The 22,887-nt window shown below is 40.5% G+C and carries 12 protein-coding genes; 5 read left to right on the forward strand and 7 right to left on the reverse strand.

Translation table 11 applies throughout. The annotated features are described in order from the left end of the window. Positions 1-21 precede the first annotated feature (21 nt). A complete protein-coding gene (locus tag QNI15_RS24440; RefSeq protein WP_314034143.1) occupies positions 22-2,007 on the reverse strand; it encodes a DUF4476 domain-containing protein in 1,986 nt (661 codons plus the stop codon). A 324-nt stretch (positions 2,008-2,331) separates the two neighbouring features. Between QNI15_RS24440 and QNI15_RS24445 the strand changes: the two genes are divergently transcribed. The 4 genes from QNI15_RS24445 to QNI15_RS24460 all read left to right on the forward strand — a co-directional run bounded on the left by QNI15_RS24445 (position 2,332) and on the right by QNI15_RS24460 (position 13,569). Continuing rightward, on the forward strand, positions 2,332-6,660 hold the full coding sequence (locus tag QNI15_RS24445; protein ID WP_314034148.1) for a hybrid sensor histidine kinase/response regulator transcription factor: 4,329 nt from the start codon (positions 2,332-2,334) through the stop codon (positions 6,658-6,660). A 596-nt stretch (positions 6,661-7,256) separates the two neighbouring features. After that, complete coding sequence (locus QNI15_RS24450; RefSeq protein WP_314034150.1) at positions 7,257-10,472, forward strand: SusC/RagA family TonB-linked outer membrane protein; 3,216 nt, start codon at positions 7,257-7,259, stop codon at positions 10,470-10,472. A gap of 34 nt (positions 10,473-10,506) precedes the next feature. Further along, complete coding sequence (locus tag QNI15_RS24455; protein WP_314034152.1) at positions 10,507-12,150, forward strand: SusD/RagB family nutrient-binding outer membrane lipoprotein; 1,644 nt, start codon at positions 10,507-10,509, stop codon at positions 12,148-12,150. 54 nt (positions 12,151-12,204) lie between these two features. Then, complete coding sequence (locus tag QNI15_RS24460; RefSeq protein WP_314034154.1) at positions 12,205-13,569, forward strand: aryl-sulfate sulfotransferase; 1,365 nt, start codon at positions 12,205-12,207, stop codon at positions 13,567-13,569. 44 nt (positions 13,570-13,613) lie between these two features. On the opposite strand, the gene QNI15_RS24465 is transcribed toward QNI15_RS24460, so the two are convergent. Then, positions 13,614-15,482 carry a chloride channel protein gene (locus tag QNI15_RS24465; protein WP_314034156.1) on the reverse strand — a complete coding sequence of 623 codons (1,869 nt, stop codon included), beginning with the start codon at positions 15,480-15,482 and terminating at the stop codon, positions 13,614-13,616. 160 nt (positions 15,483-15,642) lie between these two features. After that, positions 15,643-16,350 (reverse strand): Crp/Fnr family transcriptional regulator, encoded by a 708-nt coding sequence (locus QNI15_RS24470; protein ID WP_314034158.1) that lies wholly within the window; start codon positions 16,348-16,350, stop codon positions 15,643-15,645. 381 nt (positions 16,351-16,731) lie between these two features. On the opposite strand from QNI15_RS24470, the gene QNI15_RS24475 reads away from it, so the two are divergent. After that, a complete protein-coding gene (locus tag QNI15_RS24475; RefSeq protein ID WP_314034160.1) occupies positions 16,732-19,020 on the forward strand; it encodes an erythromycin esterase family protein in 2,289 nt (762 codons plus the stop codon). 80 nt (positions 19,021-19,100) lie between these two features. Here QNI15_RS24475 and QNI15_RS24480 read toward each other — a convergent pair whose 3' ends face one another. The 4 genes from QNI15_RS24480 to QNI15_RS24495 form a co-directional block, all read right to left on the reverse strand. Next, complete coding sequence (locus QNI15_RS24480; RefSeq protein ID WP_313981947.1) at positions 19,101-19,292, reverse strand: hypothetical protein; 192 nt, start codon at positions 19,290-19,292, stop codon at positions 19,101-19,103. 846 nt (positions 19,293-20,138) lie between these two features. Then, positions 20,139-20,852, reverse strand: coding sequence for a hypothetical protein (locus QNI15_RS24485; RefSeq protein WP_314034162.1), 714 nt, complete (start codon positions 20,850-20,852; stop codon positions 20,139-20,141). Between the two features lie 48 nt (positions 20,853-20,900). Further along, positions 20,901-22,190, reverse strand: coding sequence for a retropepsin-like aspartic protease (locus QNI15_RS24490; RefSeq protein ID WP_314034164.1), 1,290 nt, complete (start codon positions 22,188-22,190; stop codon positions 20,901-20,903). Positions 22,191-22,267: 77 nt separating this feature from the next. Continuing rightward, the gene (locus QNI15_RS24495) at positions 22,268-22,681 is read right to left on the reverse strand and encodes a hypothetical protein (RefSeq protein WP_314034166.1); all 414 of its coding nucleotides are present in this window, start codon (positions 22,679-22,681) and stop codon (positions 22,268-22,270) included. Between the last annotated feature and the right edge of the window lie 206 nt (positions 22,682-22,887).

Consider the following 22,887-nt stretch of genomic DNA (forward strand, 5'->3'; position numbering starts at 1 on the left):
AGAATGGATGGTTAATGCTTCTTATTTGCTGTTCAGGAATCTATTTAACTCATCCACCGTACTTGAAAATGAAAACGCAGCATTTACCTTATAGTAATTTTGCTGATCATAGGTAAAGTCATACAGCCATTTGGCTAATTTGAGCTTATCCTGTTCAAACGACATCAGATTCATCAATTCAATGTCCTGGGCAGTGCTCAGGGTACGGTTTTTCACAGCTTGCTGAATAATGGTAAGTTTTGTATCAGAAAAGCTTTGTTGCTGTACATTACTTTTTAAAACTTCAAACTCGGCATCAGTAAAGGCATTGGGTGCATAGGCATCCGAAGTATAACCAGGAAGTGGTTGAGGTACAGCACTGCTGGCAGACGATGAATACCCTCTGGGTCTTCCACTTTGTCTGACAGGAGGGACCGGACGGCTTTGTGCAACAGATGGGTTCTTCTTTTCCAGAAAGGCATTGAATTCTCTTTCATGGTTCGCTGTTGTCAGTACCTGACTTACCATAAAATAATTGTGTCTCTCACAACTATAGTCATATAAATACTTAGCTGTCTCCAGACGGTGCTCTCCCACAGTGAGCAGGCGTAATAACTGGACTGACTGATCGATTGTCAGGTATCGTCCTTTAGCTGCTTGTCTGAGCGTAGACACTCGTACATCTTCCACAGGTTTGCTACGTATCAGATTATACGTTTTCTTAAAATCAGCCTCATTAAAACCATACAGAGAACACATACCAGATGGCAGAGCTACAGATTCAGAGGTATTGGCTTCAGGAAACGTAGTGTTTGGCTTTCCTGAAGCCACAGGCTCATATCTTCCCGGTCTTGTGGGATTCGCTGGAGTATTCCGACTCGGAGCTGGCTTATTATCCGATGAATTATTGGTTGATGTATTGTTACTAGCTCCACTTCCATTTACATTGCTTCCATTCATATTACCACCTGTAGTGACAATGGTTGTGTTATTGTTTACAATTGTTGTAGTATTGTTGACTACATTGGTATTATTTGAATTGGTGTTTGTTGTTGTGTTGTTGGAATTCGTATTTGTTGTATGGGTTGTATTATTGGAGTTGGGATTACTTATAGTAGTATTCTGGTTGTTAACAGAGTTGGAAGTATTATTTGTACTAGTATTGTAGCTATCATTAATGTTTGTATTAGCCGTTGATCCGGATACGGGATTAGATGGTAGACTTATGGGCGACACAACAGAACTGGCAATAGAAATAACATTGTTTTTCTGAATAGCCTCAAAGGGACTTGCTGAAATAGAAAAGAGTACATCGTTAAAGTCCTGGTCACTGCCCTGATCACGCCGAAGATCTTCAAATCCCAGAACCAGCTTGTTTCGCCCTTTGTCGTGTAACAAAACTGTATGTGGTTTATCTGTCGTGGTGGATTCGGGATTAAAGGCAGGATTGGAATACAGAATGTAATTACCACTTCCTACTCCATTTTCTTTCCATCCATCCGCTATCAGAAACCATCCTATCCCTGTGTTAGCTTTAAAGTGTCCTATTTTTACCTTGCTTCCGATGGCTAATCCTCCTCCGCTTCCAGCGGTGGAGACATTGGGGAAAATAACGGTTTTGCCAATAATCTGATCAGCCGTTGCCGGAGGATTGTTTAGATCATAAGTATAAAATCCCAGTACATTTCTGAATCCTGCCATCTCACCGACAAATGTGACCCAGACGTCTGCCTCTTTTGTCAGTTTGAGCTCTGTTTCAGATTGTACTGCGATATATTCCGGATGGAATTGGGGTACAGGTTTACTTTCTGGTAGTGCCACAGCAATATCCCTAAGTTGCAGGCTATCTATCACATCCTTCTGAGCTTCCAGATAGTTAGGTACTCCCTGACTGGAATAAGATCCCAGAAACTGAAACAATGCCTGGCCTGATGCACCATTCTGGGCAGACAAGCCTGCAGGCATAAGCAACAACGAAGAAACAAAAGCCAGTCGTTTGAATACTGGCAAATACCTGTAGGTACCCATACTATAGTGTTGGTTTAGATCGGTGTGACTGAGGTAAACGCTTTCAGAATCCAAACTGGCTAACTTACAAGAATCTGGATCTGAAAAGGTTCGTAATCAGTATAGTACAAAAGAAAGCATTTGTTGGGTTATGGATTTTTCTTTTTCTGCAGTTCTATTACATCTGTGTTGAGAATACCTATTCTCACGATTTTAGGATAAAAATAGTAGCCTTTCCAACCCTGTTTTGATCCATTTCTGTAAATAGGGTATCATATCTGATGAATAAATAGTATATTGGATCCTATTAGCCTGGTATACCTTTCTATTTACAAGACAAACCCGATGCAAAAGAAGATTTGTATCTTACTACTGCTTTTCTCTTTCAGGATCATTTCCGGTTTCTCCCAGATTGCTATTGAGCCACCCTCTGTTTCGTCTGTCAAGAATGCCTCTTCTCACTATCGGTTTATGAAGCTGGACGCTACCAATGGGTTGTCCAATAATCAGGTTATCTGTTTTCTTAAGGATAGTAAAGGTTACTTATGGTTCGGGACTATTTCCGGGCTCAATCGGTTTGATGGGCATACTATCAAAGTATTTCGTCATCAGATTCGTGACAGTACCTCTTTGCTCAATAGCCATATTATCAAACTTTTTGAAGATCCGCTCGGAAAGATTTGGGTAACTACTATTGAAGGTGTATGTATTTATGACCCTGACAAAGAGAATTTTATTCGCAACACAAGACAATATGCTGCTCAGTTTTCCCTTCCGGACGGAGCTGTGAGGGATATTGTAAAAGATAGTAAGGGTAACTATTGGTTTATACACACCACCACCGGGTTGTATGTCTATCAGGCAAAAGAAGATAAGAAAGTTAGTCACCTCGACCTTTCCTCTTCTCCGGACAAGTCTTTAATCCCCAAGGCTACTCTCCCTCCTGACCAACAAATATCTTCATTTGTGGAGGATAAACAGGGTAGGGTCTGGATTGTCTATAAGAGTGGGGTGTTATGTCAGCTTGATCCGATTTCTTATCGAATCCTATATCAGAATACTTCTTTACGAGATGATTATAAGGCTCATGCCCTACAGAATGGTCAAAATTTTAACCTGATAGCTGATCGTGACGGCGATCTGTGGCTGTATGTACTGCGGGCTAATCTGGGAGCGTTTTATTTCAACACAAAAAGCAGAACATTTCTGAAAGCAGATAAAGATTCTCCACATATCAGACTCAAATCAAATATTATTCAGGGGATTGTAGAAGATAATCAAGGACTGATCTGGATTGGAACCGATCATGGTGGGATTAACTTGGTCAATAAACAAAACTGGCAGATGAGTTATCTGCTCCATGATCCCGATAACAATAAAAGTTTGAGTCAGAATACAATCAACAGCCTGTATAAAGACCAGGCAGGTATCATCTGGGCTGGAACCTATAAGGATGGCGTGAATTACTACCACGAGAATATCTTTCGCTTTCCACTCTATCAGACCAACCGTGCCATGCCCAAAGGGCTACCCTACAATGACTTCAACCGTTTTGTGGAAGACGAAAAAGGAAACCTCTGGATGGGAGCCAATGGAGGAGGACTGATTTATTTTGATCGGAATCTCAATTCCTATACTTCCTACCATAGCGGGCCTGGCAGCATTGGCAGCAATGTAGTGGTGAGCTTGCTGATTGATACAGAAAAAAAGCTGTGGATAGGAACATATTATGGAGGATTAAGCTGTTTTGATGGAAAAAAGTTTATAACCTATCGTCATCAGGCTACCGATAAAAACAGTATTTCGGATGATAGTATCTGGGAATTGTTTGAAGATTCCAAAGGTCAAATCTGGATTGGTACCCTGGATGGAGGATTGGAGCGATTAGATCCTAAGACAGGAAAATTTACTCACTATGCCAGTGGTGCACCTCACTCTATCCATGCCAGCTATGTAAGTGAAATCGTTGAGGATCGACATGGGTTTATCTGGGTGGGTACTTCATATGGACTGGAAAAGTATGATTATACTACAAATCGGTTTACCCATTACCTGAGCAATGCTCAAAATACTACAGCTCTAAGTAATAATCTCATTCATGCACTTTACAAAGACAGTCGTGGATTACTTTGGATAGGTACACATGAAGGCCTTTGTGTCTTAGATGAACACACTAATAGTTTTCGTGTCTTTCGAAAAGAAGAGGGATTGGCAAATAATACCATTCTATCCCTTGGAGAAGATAAGGCAGGTAATCTCTGGTTTGGTACACCTGCTGGTATAACCTGTGCCCGCATTGTTAAGACAGGTGCAAAAGGGAATGCCTATTCTACAAAAGGCCTTATCCTGACTTTTGCTAACTATGATGAATCAGATGGTTTGCAAGGAAAAGAGTTTAACGAAAATGCTGCATTGAGAACCCGGTCGGGAGAGCTTCTCTTTGGGGGGGCCAGAGGTTATAACCAATTTTATCCCGAGCAGATTGTAACTTCTGCCCAGGCACCAGTGGTTGTACTTTCCGATTTTTATCTGTTCAATAAAAAGGTAGGAATAGGAGAGACATTTGACAGTGGTATCATTCTTCCTCTGCCACTTGATAAAACCAGGGAAATTACACTGGATTATTCTCAGAATGTGTTTGCTATTGAATTTGCAGCTATGGATTTCTTTCATCCGGGAAAAAATCGTTATCGGTATAAGTTAGAGGGTTTTGACAGGCAGTGGACATATTCGGACCTTTCACGTAAGGCAACTTATACCAATCTGAACGCTGGATCGTATGTATTCAAAGTGCAGGCTTGTAATGAGGTAGGGGAGTGGGCTTCAGGCGTTACCCAGTTAACAATTACCGTTTTACCTCCTCTCTGGCTTACCAAAACCGCCTTATGTATATATGGCTTTTTGTTTCTTCTACTATTGTATCTATCCAAACGACTGGTAGAGCAACGACAGCGAATCCGGTTTGAATATGAACAACAGCGAAAAGAAGCACTTCGGATGCATGAGCTGGATCAGCTTAAAATTCAGTTCTTTACCAATGTCAGCCATGAGTTTCGTACACCTCTGACTTTGATCCTTTCACCTCTTGAACGATTGTTACAACACTCGACTGATCCACATCCATATGAAGTGTCGGGGCTGTATAACCAGTTGCGTTTGATTGATCGAAATGCTAAACGATTATTGAATCTTGTCAATCAGTTGCTGGACCTGCGAAAAATCGAACTGGAAAAGATTAAGCTTGCTCCCAGTAGAGGAGAGGTGATTGGTTTTATTCGTGATACAACCCTGGCTTTTTCAGATCTGTCTGAGAAAAAGCGGTTGAGCCTCTCTTTTCATTCAGAAGTAGAGGAACTGTATATGGATTATGATGCTGATAAGCTGGAAAAGATTCTTTTTAACCTTTTATCCAATGCTTTCAAATTTACACCTGAAGGTGGAAGGGTATCAGTCTATACGACGATTAACTATAAAGATGCTGTTCCTCTTCTGCAGATTGATGTTCAGGATTCTGGCATAGGTATTGACCCAGGAATGGAAGAGAAGATCTTTGACCGCTTTGTACAAAATGAAATTCCTACCAGTATGATCAATCAGGGGAGTGGAATAGGTCTTTCTATTACCAAAGAGTTTGTGAATCTGCATGGTGGTAAAATTTCTGTACAGAGTAGCCCTCAGCAAGGAAGCTGTTTCACTGTTTGTTTACCCATAAGAAGAGAAACTAAAACAGATCAACATGACAATCTACCCAAAGAGATTTCAAAAAAAGGAACTGTAGCTTTTGAAGATATGCAGTTACTTTCAACACCTGTCTCTGAGAGTAAATCTGCACCAAATCGTAAAATACCAACCGATACTGTGCTGGATGCTACAATCCATTGCGAAAGCACAACCAGTGATGAAAAGGCTACAATTTTGCTGGTAGAGGATCATGAAGAGTTTCGTGAGTATCTGAAAGAGAGTCTGTGTGACAGATACCGGATTGTAGAGGCGAAAAATGGGGAAGAGGGTTGGCAGAAAGCCTTAAGTGAATTACCAGATCTGATTATTTCCGATATTATGATGCCACAGATGAATGGACTTGAGTTGTGCCGGCAAATAAAATCGGATGTAAAAACAGCCCACATTCCTGTTTTATTGCTTTCTGCCCGGAGTGAGGAAGAGCAACAACTGGAAGGATATCAGACAGGGGCACAGGATTATACAGAAAAACCCTTTCATTTTGGAATTCTTGAATCAAAGATCAAAAGTCTGCTTAGTCAGCAGCAAGCCGCACGCAATGCCTTTACTCAGCAGATTCGTATTCAGGGCAAAGACATACCAATTACTCCACTGGATGAAAAGCTAATCCGAAAAGCCATTGGAATCGTAGAGAAGAATATGTCAAACCCGGACTTTTCTGTGGAAACGCTGAGTCTGGAGTTAGGGATGAGCCGCATCCATCTGTATCGTAAACTACAGGCAATAACCGAAAGATCTCCTCTTGATTTCATTCGGGTGATTCGTCTGGAAAGATCCCGTCAGCTGCTGGAAGAAAGCCAGTTGACCATTGCAGAGATTGCCTATCAGGTAGGATTCAACAACCCAAAATACTTTGCCAAATACTTCAGGCAACATTTTGGAGAGTTACCTTCTGCCTATCTGACACGTAAGCGAAGTCTTGTGAATGGATAGCGGAAAGTGAAAACTCATCTTGTTATTTTTTGCATTGTGATTGTGGTCTGTGAATAGATTGACTGGTATTCGAATAGTTGTCGATTTTGAACAGAATACCAATCACTGACAAAAATGACTGTAAGTTCGGTCATTCTGTAGAATGTACTTCCAGTCAAAACTAAAAGCGAACAGAAATATGGTCAAACCCAAAACTGAACATCGTTTTGGCCATTTTGTAAACTGATTTGAACAATGGTCACTTTTTCCGCTGAACATTTTTACAATCACTTTGCCATTGATTAGGAAAATGACCGGACTTCCAGTCAGAGTTTATTCCCCTATCTAAGCCTCAACAAGATTTTCCTGTAACTCCTTCTGCAGTTGCCCTATGCTAAAATGATGGTTGTACTTTCAAAATCCTTCACAGTTTTGTAGATATAATTCCATGTAACATTTGGATACCTATTGTGTAACATTTGCATACCATCCTCAATGCGTCTTCCAGTTAGTTTTGCATAAACAGCCAGCCAAATAAAAGCATTACTATATAGATATATGTGAAACTATCTTTTAGTAATAAAGTGTGATGCGAAATTTTATACCACCAATTCTTTATGAAGAGAAATTTTACGCTTTTCTGCGTCATGTTACTTGCTTTGTGTATATCCATACCATTTGTACAAGCACAAAGCACTTCCCAGACATTCTCCATTCAGGGAAAAGTTACTGAGGGAAAAAGCAATGAACCCTTGCCGGGTGTGTCTGTCCTTCTAAAAGGAACCAATCAGGGCACTACTTCGGACACAGAAGGTCGCTATTCTATTGAGGTAACCAAAGGAGCTATTCTTGTATTCTCCTTTATTGGCTATAGCTCAAAAGAGGTTACAATTGCCAATCAGACTACCATTGACATCTCACTTTCTACCGATGAGCAACTTCTGTCAGAGGTAACAGTTACGGCCCTGGGGATTAAGCGTGAGAAAAAGGCTCTGGGATATGCTGTTTCGGATGTCGGCAGTGAAAATATTGCCAATAATGGTGAGACTAATCCAATTGCTTCCATTGCTGGAAAAGTAGCAGGTGTAAATATTTCATCTACCACAGCTGGTCCTACAGGTTCAAGCCGGGTAGTGATACGGGGTATTAGGGAGTTGCAGGGAAGCAATCAACCTTTATATGTGATTGATGGAGTACCTGCTGTAAACGGAAACATAGGAAGTGCCAGCCAATGGGGAGGATTCGATCTGGGAGACGGACTTTCGGATATAAATCCAAATGATATTGAATCTATTTCTGTATTGAAAGGTTCTGCCGCGGCTGCACTATATGGAAGCCGGGCACTGAATGGAGTTATTCTGATTACCACCAAAAACGGAAAAGCTAACAAAGGTATTGGAGTTGAATTTAATAGCTCGTTTACATTGGATCAGATTTCCACCCGTATGGATGCCCGTCAGAAAACCTATGGGCAGGGCAATGATGGTATCTTTCCGACAGATCCTTTACAGGCACGTAACATCACCAGCAACTGGGGACCAAGTTTTAAAGATTTTGAAACCATCACTCAAGCCGATGGTACAGTAAGACCTTATCGGTACATGGATGATAACATCCAGGGATTCTTTCGGACAGGTAAGACCTTTATGAATACACTTGCTGTCTCTGGCGGAAAAGATGGCAATACTGTTCGGTTGTCCTACTCCAATATTACTAATGAAGATATTGTACCCAAAAGCGGATATGATAAAAACATTTTTGCTATCCGGGCTACTTCCAAGATCACAGAAAAACTTTCGGTAGATACAAAGATCAATTATACTCTTGAACAGGTACGTAACCGACCGGCTCTAACGGATGAGGTAACCAATATTGGCAATGGCTTGCTGGGGCTGGCTGCCAACTTTGATCAGGCCTGGCTCCAGGATTATATGAATCCAGATGGTACCTACAAAAACTATACAGGCAATATCTATCGTGCCAATCCTTACTGGACGCTGAACAAAACGTTTAACCGTAGTTCGAAAGAAAGAACCGGAGGGTATATTAATCTTACATATAAACTCAACCAGCTGTTTAGTTTGAATCTGCAGGCCGGAACGGACTTCTTCTCATTTACTCACGAAAACTTCTATGACAAGTATACCCCTGCTTATGATGGCGGGGCATTGAATCAACTTTCAATGAATACCAAAGAAACCAATTTTCAGGGGTTACTGAATTTTAACAAGGATCTGAGTTCAACTCTGAAGCTTTCTGCTATGCTTGGAGCCAACCTGATGAAATACCGTAGTAAGGGCAATAACATTTCAGGTACTCAGATCATCGAACCAGGTACAGCCAATTTAGTGAATTTCTCAGAGAAACTTATTCAGCCTTTTGATAACCGGAAAGAAATCCAATCGGTCTTTGCCAGTGCTCAATTGAGTTACAAAGAGTTTCTATTTTTGAACTTACAGGGAAGGAATGACTGGGCTTCAACATTACCACCCCAGAACAATTCATTCTTCTATCCTTCGGTTGATGTTAGCTTTGTGCTTTCTGATGCCTTTCAATTAAATTCACCTATCTTATCTTTTGCTAAGCTGAGAACTTCGCTTGGACAAGTAGGAAGTGATTTTGATCCGTATAAGACAACCTTCGCTTATAGTTTAACAGGTCGTACCATACGAGGTTATCCAATGGGAGAAATTTTGGGAGGTTCTATTCCCAATGCCCAGCTAAAACCTCAGATCAAGACTTCCTTTGAGGTTGGTGCCGATGTTCGTTTATTTCAAGACCGCATTGGAATTGATCTAACCTATTACGATGAAGTGACCAATGATGTACTGCTGGATATTACAGTTCCTGAAACAACAGGTTTTAACACCGCTTCCCTGAATGCTGCCAAACTTAGAAACCGTGGTGTTGAATTATTGCTGACCACTACACCTATACGTTTGGATAATGGTTTCCAATGGGATCTGTCTCTAAACTTTGCGAAAAACGTCAATAAAGTGGTGGAATTGAGTGATCTGCTGGAAACCTTTACAGTGGCAGAAGCTCGCTGGGCAGGGGCTACGATCATTGCTGAGAAAGGCAAGCCTTTTGGTACGATCAAAGGCAATGGCTTTTTACGGGATGAGAATGGAAACCGTGTCTTTAACAGCAGCAATGGAGAACCATTACCTACTACTCAACCAATCTCATTAGGTAATACACTGCCTAACTGGACTGGAGGAGTGATTACATCAGTATCCTACAAAGGATTTCAGATCAAAGCCGCTATCGATATCCGTATGGGAGGAGATATTTTCTCTATGAGTAATATGACTATGCACATGAATGGTTCTCATGCCAACACAGAGGCGGGTCGTGATTCATGGAATGAATACCAGCAGGAAAGACAGGCGGCACAGCGTGCTGCGCAACAAGCTGGACAGGAAGCGAATGTGGACGATCCAACCAGTCCTTATTATGTGGATCGTGCCAACAGAGGATATATTGGGGTAGGAGTGAACCAGGAAGGTGATGTAAATAACATTGCTATCAGTCCGGCTGCTTACTGGCAGAGTATTGGTAACAACATTCCTGAGCCATTTATTTACGATGCGAGCTATATCAAGCTTCGGGATCTGGGTTTGAACTATACTTTCTCAAGCAATCTGCTTAAAAAGACTCCTTTTAAAACCGTCACGCTGGGAGTAATTGGACGTAACCTATGGATTATCCATAAAAATACGCCAAACATTGATCCTGAATCCAATTACAACAATGGAAACGGACAGGGATTTGAATACGGTTCACTACCTGGACGCAGACGGTACGGATTCAATCTGATTGTGAAGTTTTAACGTTATCCGAAGGTTTTTAAAGAAAGATTCCATTATGAAATCAATATATTATACTCCACTTATTATACCCAGACGTTTTTTGCGTTTGTGTGCTTTACTGGTGCCTGTTTTATTTCTGGCAGCCTGTACCGATCATTTCGAAGACCTCAACAAAAATCCAGCAGGATTCCCAACCATTTCTCCAGGTGTGCAGCTAACCAAAATCCAGGCGGATTTATCTGGAAACCGGGAAGATGTGTGGCGCTATGATCTGGCAATCAGTTCTCCGTTGATTCAGCACCTGGCTGGTTCGTGGTGGACGCAGCATGGCGGGCAATACCGTATTCTGGATAAAGGACAATGGTATACTCTTTGGGAGACTACCTATCCACGCGATCTGAAAAACGTTCAGGATCTGGTTGAGCGGACAACAGGCGATCCAGCCCTTGTCAATATTAATTCGGCAGCCCGTATTATGCGGGTATATATCTACTCCCGTTTGACAGATGTATATGGTGATATTCCTTACTCACAGGCAATTAAAGGGTATACTGAAAAAATATTCCTTCCTAAATATGATAGTCAGGAAGAGATTTACACCAATTTCTTTAAAGAGTTAGATGAGGCTGTGAAAGCGATGGACCCTGCCAAAGGAAATGTACAAGGGGATGTGTTCTATGATGGCAATGTCGACAAATGGATTAAGTTTGGTAACTCACTACGGTTGCGGCTTGGATTTCGTCTTACTAAAATCAAACCTGAACTGGCTCGTCAGCAGGTAGAAGCGGCGATTGCCGGAGGGGTAATGGGTAGTAATACGTATTCATGTGTGATGCGCCATGAGTCGATCAATTTTACGATAGGCGATAATCGCGGTAACGGACGTTCGCAGGTATTTCAGGCAGATGTTTCTTCTTCCGGTTTTCGTCTGACCAATACGCTCGTAGACTATATGAAGGCTACAAAAGATCCAAGATTAACTATCTATGGTGGCACCTATCTGCCTGTGAACGGAAGCGAAGCGATTGATAATAGTAATAACCTGGATATAACGCCTTATTTACAGGAAGGTCTTGCTTATGGCGCTATGTCCTGGAATGTATGGATGCCAGATCAAACTATTACACTGGCCTCTGGGGATAAGGTAGTGGTACCAACGGCGTATCGCAGAATGCAGCCAAGCAAATATGTAGCTGCATTGAATGCTCCTTTCTTCCATCTTACGTATGCAGAGGTAGAATTATTGCTTGCTGAAGCTGCTGCCAGAGGCTGGGGCGGACAGACAGACGCAGAAGGACATTTTATGAAAGCTGTTCAGGCTGCCTGTGAAAGTATGAGCAGTTATCCGAACGCCCCAACCATTTCACAAGCTTCTATTGATGAGTTAAAAGGAAGCTTTACACCTTTTCCAACAACATTTGACGACCAGATGGAGGCCATTCATGGACAAATGTGGGTGAATTTCTTTCTCAATGGCACAGAAGCCTATGCCAACTATCGTCGGACAGGCTACCCCAAGCTGGTTCCTTTTACCTCTGTAGACTGGTATACCAGTGGTACAAATGGTGTAATGCCTCGCCGCTTCTTTTATCCCGAATCCGAGGCCGTACAGAACCCTACCAACTATACAGATGCGGTTGGTCGCCTGGGCGGACAGGATGACTGGTTAAAAAGGGTATGGTGGGATAAGGAAGAATAATCATCCAACAAACTGTTGACCATACTTTAATTACCTAATTTGTTTGCCGCATCTATGCGATCTGTATTTGCTTTCTCCTTTCATATCTTATTGACTTTTGTTCTTGGTATAACCTTCACCGGTTGTACCAGGGACGATACCGACCCAGCTAGTAAACTGGAATCAACCCATGTTCTTACCCATGAAAATTTACCTCTTTCAGTGCACATAAAGTGCAGCTTTACCCAATCTGCCAGTGCCAGAATAAAGTACTGGCCAGCTACAGAGAATGAAGCAGGGGCCATTGTATCAGCCATTTCGGATGTAAAAAGAAATCATACCTTTTCTGTTTTTGAACTTAAGGAAAAGACCGCTTACCATTACAAAGTGATACATGTTTCTGAAAACGGGACAGAAACAGACGCTGGACAGATTCAGCATTTTACCAGTGGTACCCTGCCTGCATGGCTGGCAACTTATTACACACAGGATCAGAATGTTTTGCAGGAGAATTTGCCAGGTTATTACCTATTTGTACCTGCCAGCAAACCCAATGGCTTGTTTCTGGTAGATAAGACAGGAAAGATTGCCTGGTGTTGGTCACCTCCATCCAATACTATGGTGAAAACTGCCCGATTCACGCCAAAAGGATCACTGCTGATTCTGATTGATGAGAATTCCAATCCAATGGCTGATGGTAATGTTTTACTGGAAACAACGCTGGCAGGAGATACATTATCTTATTTCCGGATGGGTGAAAAAGGATTTGATAAATCTGTTCATCACGATATCCAGATGGATGAAAACGGAAATATCATCGCAATTACCAATGAAATGCAGAATGGATTTCCTGGAGATGGAATTCTGGTGCTTAATAGCCAGGGACAAAAAATATGGGAATGGTCAACCTTTAGTGAACTGACCCAGATTGACCCTGCTACCTATGCCCAACCATGGGGAAATTCACTGGTGATTGATAAGGATCATAATTACATTGTTTCTTTCCGTGCCCTTTCTCAGGTTTGGAAGATTAATGCTACTACAGGAAAAGTGATGTGGAAGTTGGGCAAAAACGGGACTGTAAAAATGCCAGAGGGCAGTCAGTTTATGTTCCAACATTTTGCTCATCGTAATGCCAGCGATGACATTATGCTGTTTGACAATGGGGCAGCTGCAAGGCCTCATACCCGTATCCTTTCTTTTACACTCAATGAATCGACATTGGAGGCAACTACTAAAATCAACCTGACACTACCCAATGATGCCTATTCTGTTATCATGGGAAGTACCGGCTTGCTCCCGGATGGGAACGTGCTGTCTGCTAGTGCGATGACTGGTAAACTGCTTAAAACAGATCTCACAGGAATACCTGTCTGGACATTGAAGACCGCAAGTCCAATTTACAGAGCAGAATATATTACCAATCCTTTCGGAAAATGAAAGAGTAGGACAAGCACCCTGCCCTTTCAAAATTAATATTCAATTTATGCGGGTTGCTGCTTTCTGACAAGTCTGAGTGCCTTATTTCGGATAGAAATGTGTTGATGAATATGTTTGTCCTCAATAAATCGCTTCTCAAACACCTTCAAGATATCCCATTCGGTAATTACTCCCAGTAAATCTTTTGTATCTCTTTCTACAACAGGCAAAATACTTTGGTTTGATACAAGCATTCGTTCGAGGGCTGTTTCAAGGGAATCCTCCAAATAGGCTGTAGCCATATTCTGTTCCATTACCGAACTAACCTCTTGATCGCTATCCTCCACCTTGTCTAACATGTGTTTGTCAATCATACCTACTAGAGATCTATCCTGCTGTACTAGTATCCATTTTTGGTCTTTATTGCTACCTGATTGTTTATCAGCTTTGAGAAGATCTGCTATTCTTTCATTGATTGAGGCAGTTAAAAACCTTTCTTCTACAGGACGGACTATAGTGGCGACTGTACTTAGCTCCAATACATCTGGACGATAATTCTCAGGCAAAGGAATGCCTCTTCTTTTGATCTTTTCGGTCATTATCGTAGTTCTCATCAGGATAAACGAAACTAGATAGGCTGTTGAGCAAGCTGCAATCAGTGGTAACAATGTGCTTTCCTGCATAGTAGTTTCTACAGCAAATACAATAGAAGTAAGGATAGCTCGTGAAGCTCCTGCGAACAACGCTGCCATACCCACCAGTGCTGCCAGTGGAATGAAAATAGCAACTTGAGGAAACAATTGTTGAATGCATGTGCCTAGTAAGCAACCTAGTGCGCTTCCCATTGTCAGCAATGGCGCTAATGTTCCCCCAGATGTACCACTGCCTAATGCAATAGCCCATGAAATGAACTTCCAGAAACAAAGTGAAATCAAAATAGAAAGTGGAAGGCTACCTGAAAGAGCATCCGTAATATTGTTATATCCTACACCAAGAGTTCGGGGGGCAATATAGCCAACTATACCTACAGCAATACCTCCAATGGCAGGCCACCACATCCAGTGAATAGGCAGCTTTTCAAAAAGGTCTTCTATCCAGTATACGGCTTTGGTTACAAACACAGACGCTAATCCAACCACAATCCCAATGGCTGCATAGGCAATAATTGCCGTTGTAGTGACTGCTGGTACTTGTGTCATACCAAACACAGGAAGAGACGAAAACAAAACAAAGTGCATGCAGGCTCCTGTAATACAGGCAATCATTACTGGCAGAAAGCTTTTCGCAGAAAACTCAAACAGCAACAATTCAATAGCCAGTAAAATAGCTGCGAATGGGGTACCAAAAATGGCAGTCATACCTGCACTTGCTCCAGAAGCTAATAGTATTTTCCGTTCCTGGGTAGTAATATGCAGAGTCTGACCACAGAAAGAACCTAGTGCACCCCCTGTTGAAATGATCGGACCTTCTGCTCCAAACGGTCCTCCAGTACCGATTGAAATGGCTGCCGATAGGGGTTTGAGAATCGTAATCAGCGGATGTATTTTACTTTCTCCTGCCACAATCTTTTCCATCGCTTCCGGAATGCCATGTCCACGAATAGCACGTGATCCGAATCGGGCCATTACCCCTACAATTAATCCCCCAAGTACAGGAATAAAAATGACACCATAGCCAAGCGTATTTTCGGCAGGAGAGGATTCATGAAACGAAATATGTCCGAAGAAAAACAAATTGGTAAATAGTCCGATAAGCATGACAAGTACCTTTGAGATTCCTCCCACGATGATGGCGTTGATAAAGGCCAGACCTGTAATAAAAAGAATCCGTTTGACGCTTGTTGAATGTGTATTTACTGAAGTATCTGTATGAGAAGAAGAATTTAATGGAGAGAGAATGTTGCCACTAGTGTGTGGTTTTGTTGTGTCTGACATTTTGTGTATCTGATTACGTTACTATCCGGTTGATTGTTGAAGCTGGAAAAGTAAATCCTAATCCGATAGTTAAAATTGACTTATGTCAAATACACCTAAATAAAGTGGTAAGCACTTAGTACTAAAGAACCTATACTGCTGATTTTACGACAGGTAGAGACTAAATAAAAACAGAGACATGTTTCTCAATACTTGCTAGTTGTTCATGTCCACTAATTTCAAGACTTCTGCCTCTGCTAGTAATAAGCCTTTCCTGTTTGATAACCTTTAGTGTTCTGGCCAGCGTTTCGCTGGATGTGCCAATCAAACAAGCCAGATCTGCTTTTGATAAGCCAATCCGGATAGGCCAGGTCAATCGGTTATCAGCTACATGACTGTATTTTTTAGCCAGAATTAAAATAGTCAACAAGAGCCTCTCTCTGACAGTAGTTTTGGCCATGATAGAAATTGTGTTAACCCAAACTGTAAATTCATGGCTTAGGTATTTTAGCAATACATTGGATAACACTGCTGATGACTCAAGTACTCTCTGAAAATCCTTTTTAGGAACAAACACAATCGTACAAGGCTCCAGTGTGGTTCCACTAACAGGATATGTTTCACCAGATAATAATGGACGATAGCCAAAGAGTTCTCCCGCTCCATGAATGGCAATGATTTGCTCCCATCCGTCTGCATCACTCTGCGAAATTTTTACTCTTCCTTTTTTTAGGATAAATACTCCTTTGGGATAGGTTCCTTCTTCAAACAGTCTGATTCCTCGCCCAGAGCGGGTTTCTATACTATTGGCATATAACAGCGTCTTTTCCTGTTCACGTAGGGACTCATCAATAGGAGCACAGGTAAAATAGAATGAGGATATATCCATAGGTAGCTTTGTTTGCCAGGGCAAAATAAAGCAAATTGATCAAAAAGAGTATCAAAAGAGGATGTGCACATCCTTACATTTAAAATACAGCTTATTTTGAAAATTAAAATGTACTCGCAAAGGCTCAGCTAATAGCAGGAGACAAGAAAGGTGCAATAAATAGCTATCAGACATCACTGAAAAAATACAATGGTTCTGACAATAAGGCATTGGAGGAACTAAAGAAGTTACAGTAAAAGCCTTATCTTCTGGAATATAGAGTAAAAGAGTTGATGCCGGTGTAATAACTTTGATTTTTGTGCGTTACTTATGTTGTGCTGAATAGGGTTTTACTGGTATGCCATTGTATTCTATACATTATACACACCAAAACTAACTACCATGCTTCTCTTTGTCAGAGGAAAACTGTATCTTTTTTTATCTGTATCTGTTTTTTTCATCTTCTCTCCACTTTTTGCCCAATTTAGTCTGAACTTGGAGTTTGAACCTTATTCTCAGAATCATTTACTATTACCATTATGGGACAATCTGAAAGATGTTTCCTTACAATATGACACTGTTATAAAATATACAGGGAAAGGAAGTCTTTTGCTAAATGCAGAAAAACCAGTTAATCACGGTTCACTATGGACAAATGCCTTCATTACAAAAACATTTAAAAATAATATTATTTCCATATCTTTTTGGGCGAGAAGTAATGAATTCAATGGATATGTTTATCTAACTGCAACTTCAAGCAATAACCAAAGCAGTTTCTTTAGTCATGTAGTGAAAGAAGATAGCACTATTGGATTTAGCTGGAAAAAAGTGCAATTGGATCTACCATTTTCAGCTCAGGCAGAAAAGTTAAGCATATCCATTGGGTTTATGGGAAAAGGTAAAGTATGGATAGATCATTGTCAAATAATTAGCCAGGATAAAGAGTATCAAGATATTCCTTTTCCAGGCAGTGAAATAATTCATGATTCCTCCCTGTCTTTTTATGAACCAGATCTTTCTTTTGAGAACAGTGATAAGAATCGCAGACTGCTCAAACAAATTAACATTCAGGCAGATTCAATAAATACTAATCGGGATAGGAAAAGTCTAAAGGTACAAAAAATTCAGCCTGCTAACTCTGTTCTGCTTCAGGCAATCTCTCTGGATACTTTATGGGGAAAAACGATTTCTATAAAAGGTACAGTAAAAAATTCTTCTTTCAAAATCCCTTCAATGTATATATCATTTTTCACCGAAGATAAACGTTTTAATAATTATTGGGAACTGTACGAATACAAAGAATTTCCTATCCAACAGGTATTCTCTTCTAATTCAGAAAAAGAATGGCAGGAATTTTATTTTGAGACACCTATTCCAAGCAACACCTTTGTCAGGTACGCCAGCATTGGTATCGTTACACCAGATAGTTCTATATTCTGGCTGGATAATATACTAATTACGATTGATGGAAAAAAAATCTCTTCAGAGATACCTCCATCCCCTCCAACATTAGCAGAAACGTCCTGGTTAAAAAAAGCTATTATTCCGCTTAAGTCCACTTCACCTTCCGAACCCCTGACAGATCTGCTAGCTCTGAATGAAAGAATAGGCAAAGCTAAAATTATTGGACTGGGAGAAAACACACACGGTTCACATGAGACTTTTCAGATGAAGCACCGCCTGATTCGCTGGCTGGTCGAACAAAAAGGATACAACGTGATTGCTTTTGAGGCAGACATGGCAGCTTCCGAAGCCGTGAATGAGTATGTACTCAACGGAAAGTCAGATGCACAGAAGGTGTTGAAAGAGTTAGGCTTCTGGACATGGAATGTAGAGGAGATTTTAGCATTGATTACCTGGATGCGGCAATACAATATGGCTCATCCCAAACAAATGGTCCAATTTAAAGGGTTTGATATGCAGTCTCCCTGGAAGGCTCTGGCTTCTTTAAAGGAATATTTGCCGGCTAAAGATACCCTTACCTGGCACTCACTGAAAAAGAGGATGGAGAGAGTGGTGGCCATCCGCCGATTTGTCCCTGCTACAGATACCAGTATTGTGGCTGCACTGCAAGCTCTGAGAGAGGTTAAAACCACATTTCTGATTCGGGTTGCTAAACATTCACTCAGTCAGAAAGCCGTCATTGAACAATATTTCCGTCAGATCGAACAGGTTATAGAACTACGCCTAGTTGGAGAGGCTAACAAGTTCAGAGACGCCTGCATGGCAGAAAATCTGTATCGTACATTTACTTCTATTCCCGATGCCAGAATACTGGTATGGGCACACAATAACCATGTAGCTAAAGTTGGTTTCGATTTTCCTATGGGATACTGGCTGAAGAATCAATTGGGTGATTCCTATCAGGCTATAGGTTTTACCTTTGATCAGGGAACGTTCCGTGGTATTTACAAAGACAGCCTTCAGGCAGCTACAGCACAAACAAGCGTGGCAGGAAGCTTTGAATCTTATTTTAAGACAACACAGGTTCCTTTGTTTTATCTGCCGTTGCATAAAGTCCCTCTGGTAAAAGAGAATCAGTGGCTTCACCAGCGGTTATTATTCAGAGATGTGGGAGCCGAATCATTCAATGACGATTTTACCAGACACAGTCTGCTTACAGAATTTGATGGATTGTTATTTTTACAGCAGTCTACCCCGAGCAGAGCGGTCAAAAATAGCAGTAAGTAGAAATTTTGCCAAGTTACAGCTCGAATCTGGAGTTTAGGAATCACTATCTGATCTTTCCGGAAAGTGATTCCTTCTTACATCTATTTTCTGCCCGATTTTTCCTTAGGAGTAATTCCAATTTGAGAAGGATCAATACCAGCTTCTTTTAAAACCATCTCTGCTCTGAGAGTTTGTTCGGTTTTGTATCTTCCTTCAAAATAATTCTGATTCCAGTAGTCCATAACAGCCATTGCATGACGGATTGTAGGAGTAATTTGTATAGATTGTTTCATTGTGCTAGTGTTATATTGTGAGTATTTTGCTTTAGAGTATGATACAAAAATATAACACACTGGCTAGTAGTGCATTGTGTTTTAGTAGTGCACCTGACCTATGTAAGAAAAACAGGTGGAGAAATGACCTGTTAGAGCCTGGATGGGAAATAATGACGCAAAATGGGCAATTTTAGGTTTTATTGATCCTTTTTAGCAGATGTATAAGAAAGAGAAAGTGGAAATAAATTGATAATCAGATACTAAAATTCGGTCTTTTATACTATATATAGACAAGAACAGCTCTAAGAACCGGATTGGGTCAATAAAAATCCGGTTACCTATTGCTTCTTCCTGGCGAAAAGATATTTCTTGGTGTACAAGCTATTTTTCCACTGATTCAGCGAAAATGTATCCCAAACAACAAAGTTGACAAACAGTCAAACATGAGTCATTTTGTGAAAAAATGCCATTAAGAAAAGATAATAAATGTCACAAAGAGAGTTGTGATAACTTCAATCGCGTGTGGTGGTGTAGGTGCGTAGGGATAAAAATTCCGCGGGCTTAGCGTTGGCCCTGAGGGGCGAAGCTTTGGAATTTTTTGCTAGCACACAAATCTGGCTCACCAAATTCTCATTTGGCACCCCTCTTTTGGGCAAGCAAAAAAGTGACACAGCGATAAGAAGAGTTATGTTCTGAACTTTAAACTAACTTGGGAAGAATAAAGCAAAAAAGGAAGAAGCCACAGGAAGAACAATGAAAGGGATGTTAAAGAAATGAAGGAAGAAACAGCTCTCCCAAGCCCACACTTATGAAAGGAATAGGCTTGGGTTTTATTCAAATCCAAAATTCAGTATGACTCATTTGCTATTCTTTTGTATATACCCCACTGATAGAAGTTTCAGGAGGACAGGCACAGAAGTAAGAGTCCGTAAGCATGAATACCTGCATTTGCTTCTCTCCAAACCAGAAGATTGCCTTGCAAGATCCTAAAGACCCATCAAAAAGTATATCCTCAAAGTAACCAATCCCCTTCTTGTAGGTTATTGTACCAGATGTGTTGCAGCCCAGATTATCTTCACGTCCTGTTTTCATGTCCGTAGTAAATTCAAAATGTATCGGATCTATCTTTTTAAAGGAGATATAGCCATGTAGTGTATCATTGCCATACGAATAGGCATTTCCCGGAATAGAAAACGTTTTGGAAGGTTCGGTTCGCTGAAAGGTAATCATTGTTTTATCCTTTTTGTATAAAGTCAGCGTATTGTAAATGGTAATACCAGATTGCATGCGAACCGGACTTTTCCAGGATAACTCAGTAAATGTAGAGTCCAAAAGCTTCACTTTCTGATTTTTTATAGGCACATCCTCGTCTATTTGTAGTAAATCTACTTGTTGATTCTCTTCCAGCATAAAAAAGTCCAGCCCTTCTAAAGGAGTAACTACAATCAGTTTTTCTGTAGATGCACTTACAGGTTTATAATACGTTACTTCAAATTTGGGGCTTGCTGTAGGTTGAGAAGCTATAGCAGCTTGGAATACAAGAGAAAAAAACAGTGAGAAGATATACTTGTATGACATGTAAGTCTGGTTTTGGTGTAATATGAGAAATCCTGGAAAAGACAACAGTTATTCAAAATGAACCGACATAGAAGCAAAACTGATAACCATCTTATCAAATTTACGAATTAGGTCCTGCCCAATGTTTCCTGCAAGATGTCCTTCATCCGTTCTGATGGGTTCTTTGTAGACTTGAACATTTTCTATTTTAACAGGTTTGTTATTGATAGAAGGAACAAAGTTAATCAGATACCCCTGTTTACGAATGTTGCCCCCAGCTCCTCCAAACTGAAGCTCTTTCTCCTTGTAGTTTTTCTCAATTTCATTTCTGTGCTTCTCAAAATAGGTTTTATAGAGTAAAGTACTATTTGCACCAGTATCAAATGTATAGTTGTCTCCATCTAACTCAATGATTGGAGTTAAAAAATCAAGTGTCAGATTCTGATTGGGAAAATGGCCAGGTTGTAACGGAACAATGAGTTCTTCTGATCGTGTAATCTGTATTTCTTTCAGTGCTTCAATTACTGGAAAACCAAGGATACCCTGTATTTGATACTGAATAGAAGGTACTGCCAGGGCTGAGTCAGGAAATACTAGAAAAACCGCATCTTGTACCTGAATATGTCCTAAGTTCAACTGCGGACATACAGCTATCTGTGATTTTACAGTCTTACCTGTTATCGCAATCACATCAATCATTCCTTCCATAAACTGCATTCCACACTTTTTTGCCATTGATTCAGTCACAGTTGAAATATTGGCACCTGTATCAAAAACAAAATCAACACTATCTTTCTTTGCTGTACCTGTTCCGGAATAGCTCACATGTATATTTGCCAGCCCCGCTTTGTCTCTTTTGATTTTCAGTGTTGTGGTTGTGGAAATATGAACCTGTTGCTTAGGCTGTCCGGAAAGCGACTTCCAGATAAGGCGGGTATTGGCAAAATCTTCCTGCTCTGCTTTAGATAAGAATCTATTGTACTGATTCATAACTTGATTCAGGGTAGTAAAAGCTTCTTTGTATTCAAATAGTTTTCCATGGTTATTCTGCTTTATCACAAGCAACTTGCACTTTACCGAATCAGGCAATGTTTTGTTGAATTGTTGAAAAAGTTGGTTGATCTTCTGGTTGGAGGATGTAAGTCGGTTAAAGACATGATCCAGGTTTGCTTCCAGAACAAGTTGATGTTCTTTGGATAGTATTACTTTTTTTGTGTGATATACATTGCGTGCTACAAAAAAATCTTTCTGAGTAATCAGGCTGTCAATATGTTTGAAAGTAATCAGCGACTTGTTGGATTGTGCTATACAGGAGATTGTAATCAGCAAAATCCAGTTCGTTAAAAGTATTCTTTTCATTTGAGGTAGATAGTTTGTTTGTATGGGTGCTAAATTATATGAGCTTAAAAACTAGTTGGTTGATTTTGAAACAAGAATCATGAATGAGCAACAAGCTGTAATTGCTGTTCATTCTGAAACACAAATACCCCATTTGGAATGAGGGATAACATAATGCTAATGAAATCCTTGTAATGGTTACAAGTTAATGTGTTTTGATGGGCAATCAGAGTGGTCAATACACATTCAAATGCTTTACCAGGAAACAAAAGAAAGTTCAACCTTCCTACTGGGTCCTCTATCAACAGCTCAATAGCTTCTTCCTCTGCCTTATACAGAACGATTAGAAAAGACGTAGAACCATAGTAATCAAAAACAGCTTCATATGGCACCCATCCGCCCTCTTCAAACAAGAGATTGGTTTTACGTCCTTCCCACCCTGCTCTTTCCAGAGATGTACGGATCTGTATTAACTGCAATCTGTGAATATCCTCCAATTCTGACTTGCGCATAGTAATTACTTTTTTCAGGAAGTAGAAAATCAATAGGTAGAAGTCTGTCAGAAATGTCTGCAAGGTAAGCTAACTACTATTTATTCTATAAAAAGCACCGTATACAAAGTATATACAACCTCAAAAAACAGGTTAAACAGACAACAGGATCTCTCTTACTTATTCTAACTTGCAGCCAGTATATTTTGCATTCAGATAGTTGATTT

Source organism: Xanthocytophaga flava, assembly GCF_030068545.1.
Lineage (GTDB): Bacteria > Bacteroidota > Bacteroidia > Cytophagales > 172606-1 > Xanthocytophaga > Xanthocytophaga flava.

What these genes read in the sequence shown, in the direction of transcription:
- QNI15_RS24440 (WP_314034143.1), bottom strand. Translation starts at nt 2,007, where the DNA reads ATGGGTACCTACAGGTATTTGCCAGTATTCAAACGACTGGCTTTTGTT.
- QNI15_RS24445 (WP_314034148.1), top strand. Translation starts at nt 2,332, where the DNA reads ATGCAAAAGAAGATTTGTATCTTACTACTGCTTTTCTCTTTCAGGATC.
- QNI15_RS24450 (WP_314034150.1), top strand. Translation starts at nt 7,257, where the DNA reads ATGAAGAGAAATTTTACGCTTTTCTGCGTCATGTTACTTGCTTTGTGT.
- QNI15_RS24455 (WP_314034152.1), top strand. Translation starts at nt 10,507, where the DNA reads ATGAAATCAATATATTATACTCCACTTATTATACCCAGACGTTTTTTG.
- QNI15_RS24460 (WP_314034154.1), top strand. Translation starts at nt 12,205, where the DNA reads ATGCGATCTGTATTTGCTTTCTCCTTTCATATCTTATTGACTTTTGTT.
- QNI15_RS24465 (WP_314034156.1), bottom strand. Translation starts at nt 15,482, where the DNA reads ATGTCAGACACAACAAAACCACACACTAGTGGCAACATTCTCTCTCCA.
- QNI15_RS24470 (WP_314034158.1), bottom strand. Translation starts at nt 16,350, where the DNA reads ATGGATATATCCTCATTCTATTTTACCTGTGCTCCTATTGATGAGTCC.
- QNI15_RS24475 (WP_314034160.1), top strand. Translation starts at nt 16,732, where the DNA reads ATGCTTCTCTTTGTCAGAGGAAAACTGTATCTTTTTTTATCTGTATCT.
- QNI15_RS24480 (WP_313981947.1), bottom strand. Translation starts at nt 19,292, where the DNA reads ATGAAACAATCTATACAAATTACTCCTACAATCCGTCATGCAATGGCT.
- QNI15_RS24485 (WP_314034162.1), bottom strand. Translation starts at nt 20,852, where the DNA reads ATGTCATACAAGTATATCTTCTCACTGTTTTTTTCTCTTGTATTCCAA.
- QNI15_RS24490 (WP_314034164.1), bottom strand. Translation starts at nt 22,190, where the DNA reads ATGAAAAGAATACTTTTAACGAACTGGATTTTGCTGATTACAATCTCC.
- QNI15_RS24495 (WP_314034166.1), bottom strand. Translation starts at nt 22,681, where the DNA reads ATGCGCAAGTCAGAATTGGAGGATATTCACAGATTGCAGTTAATACAG.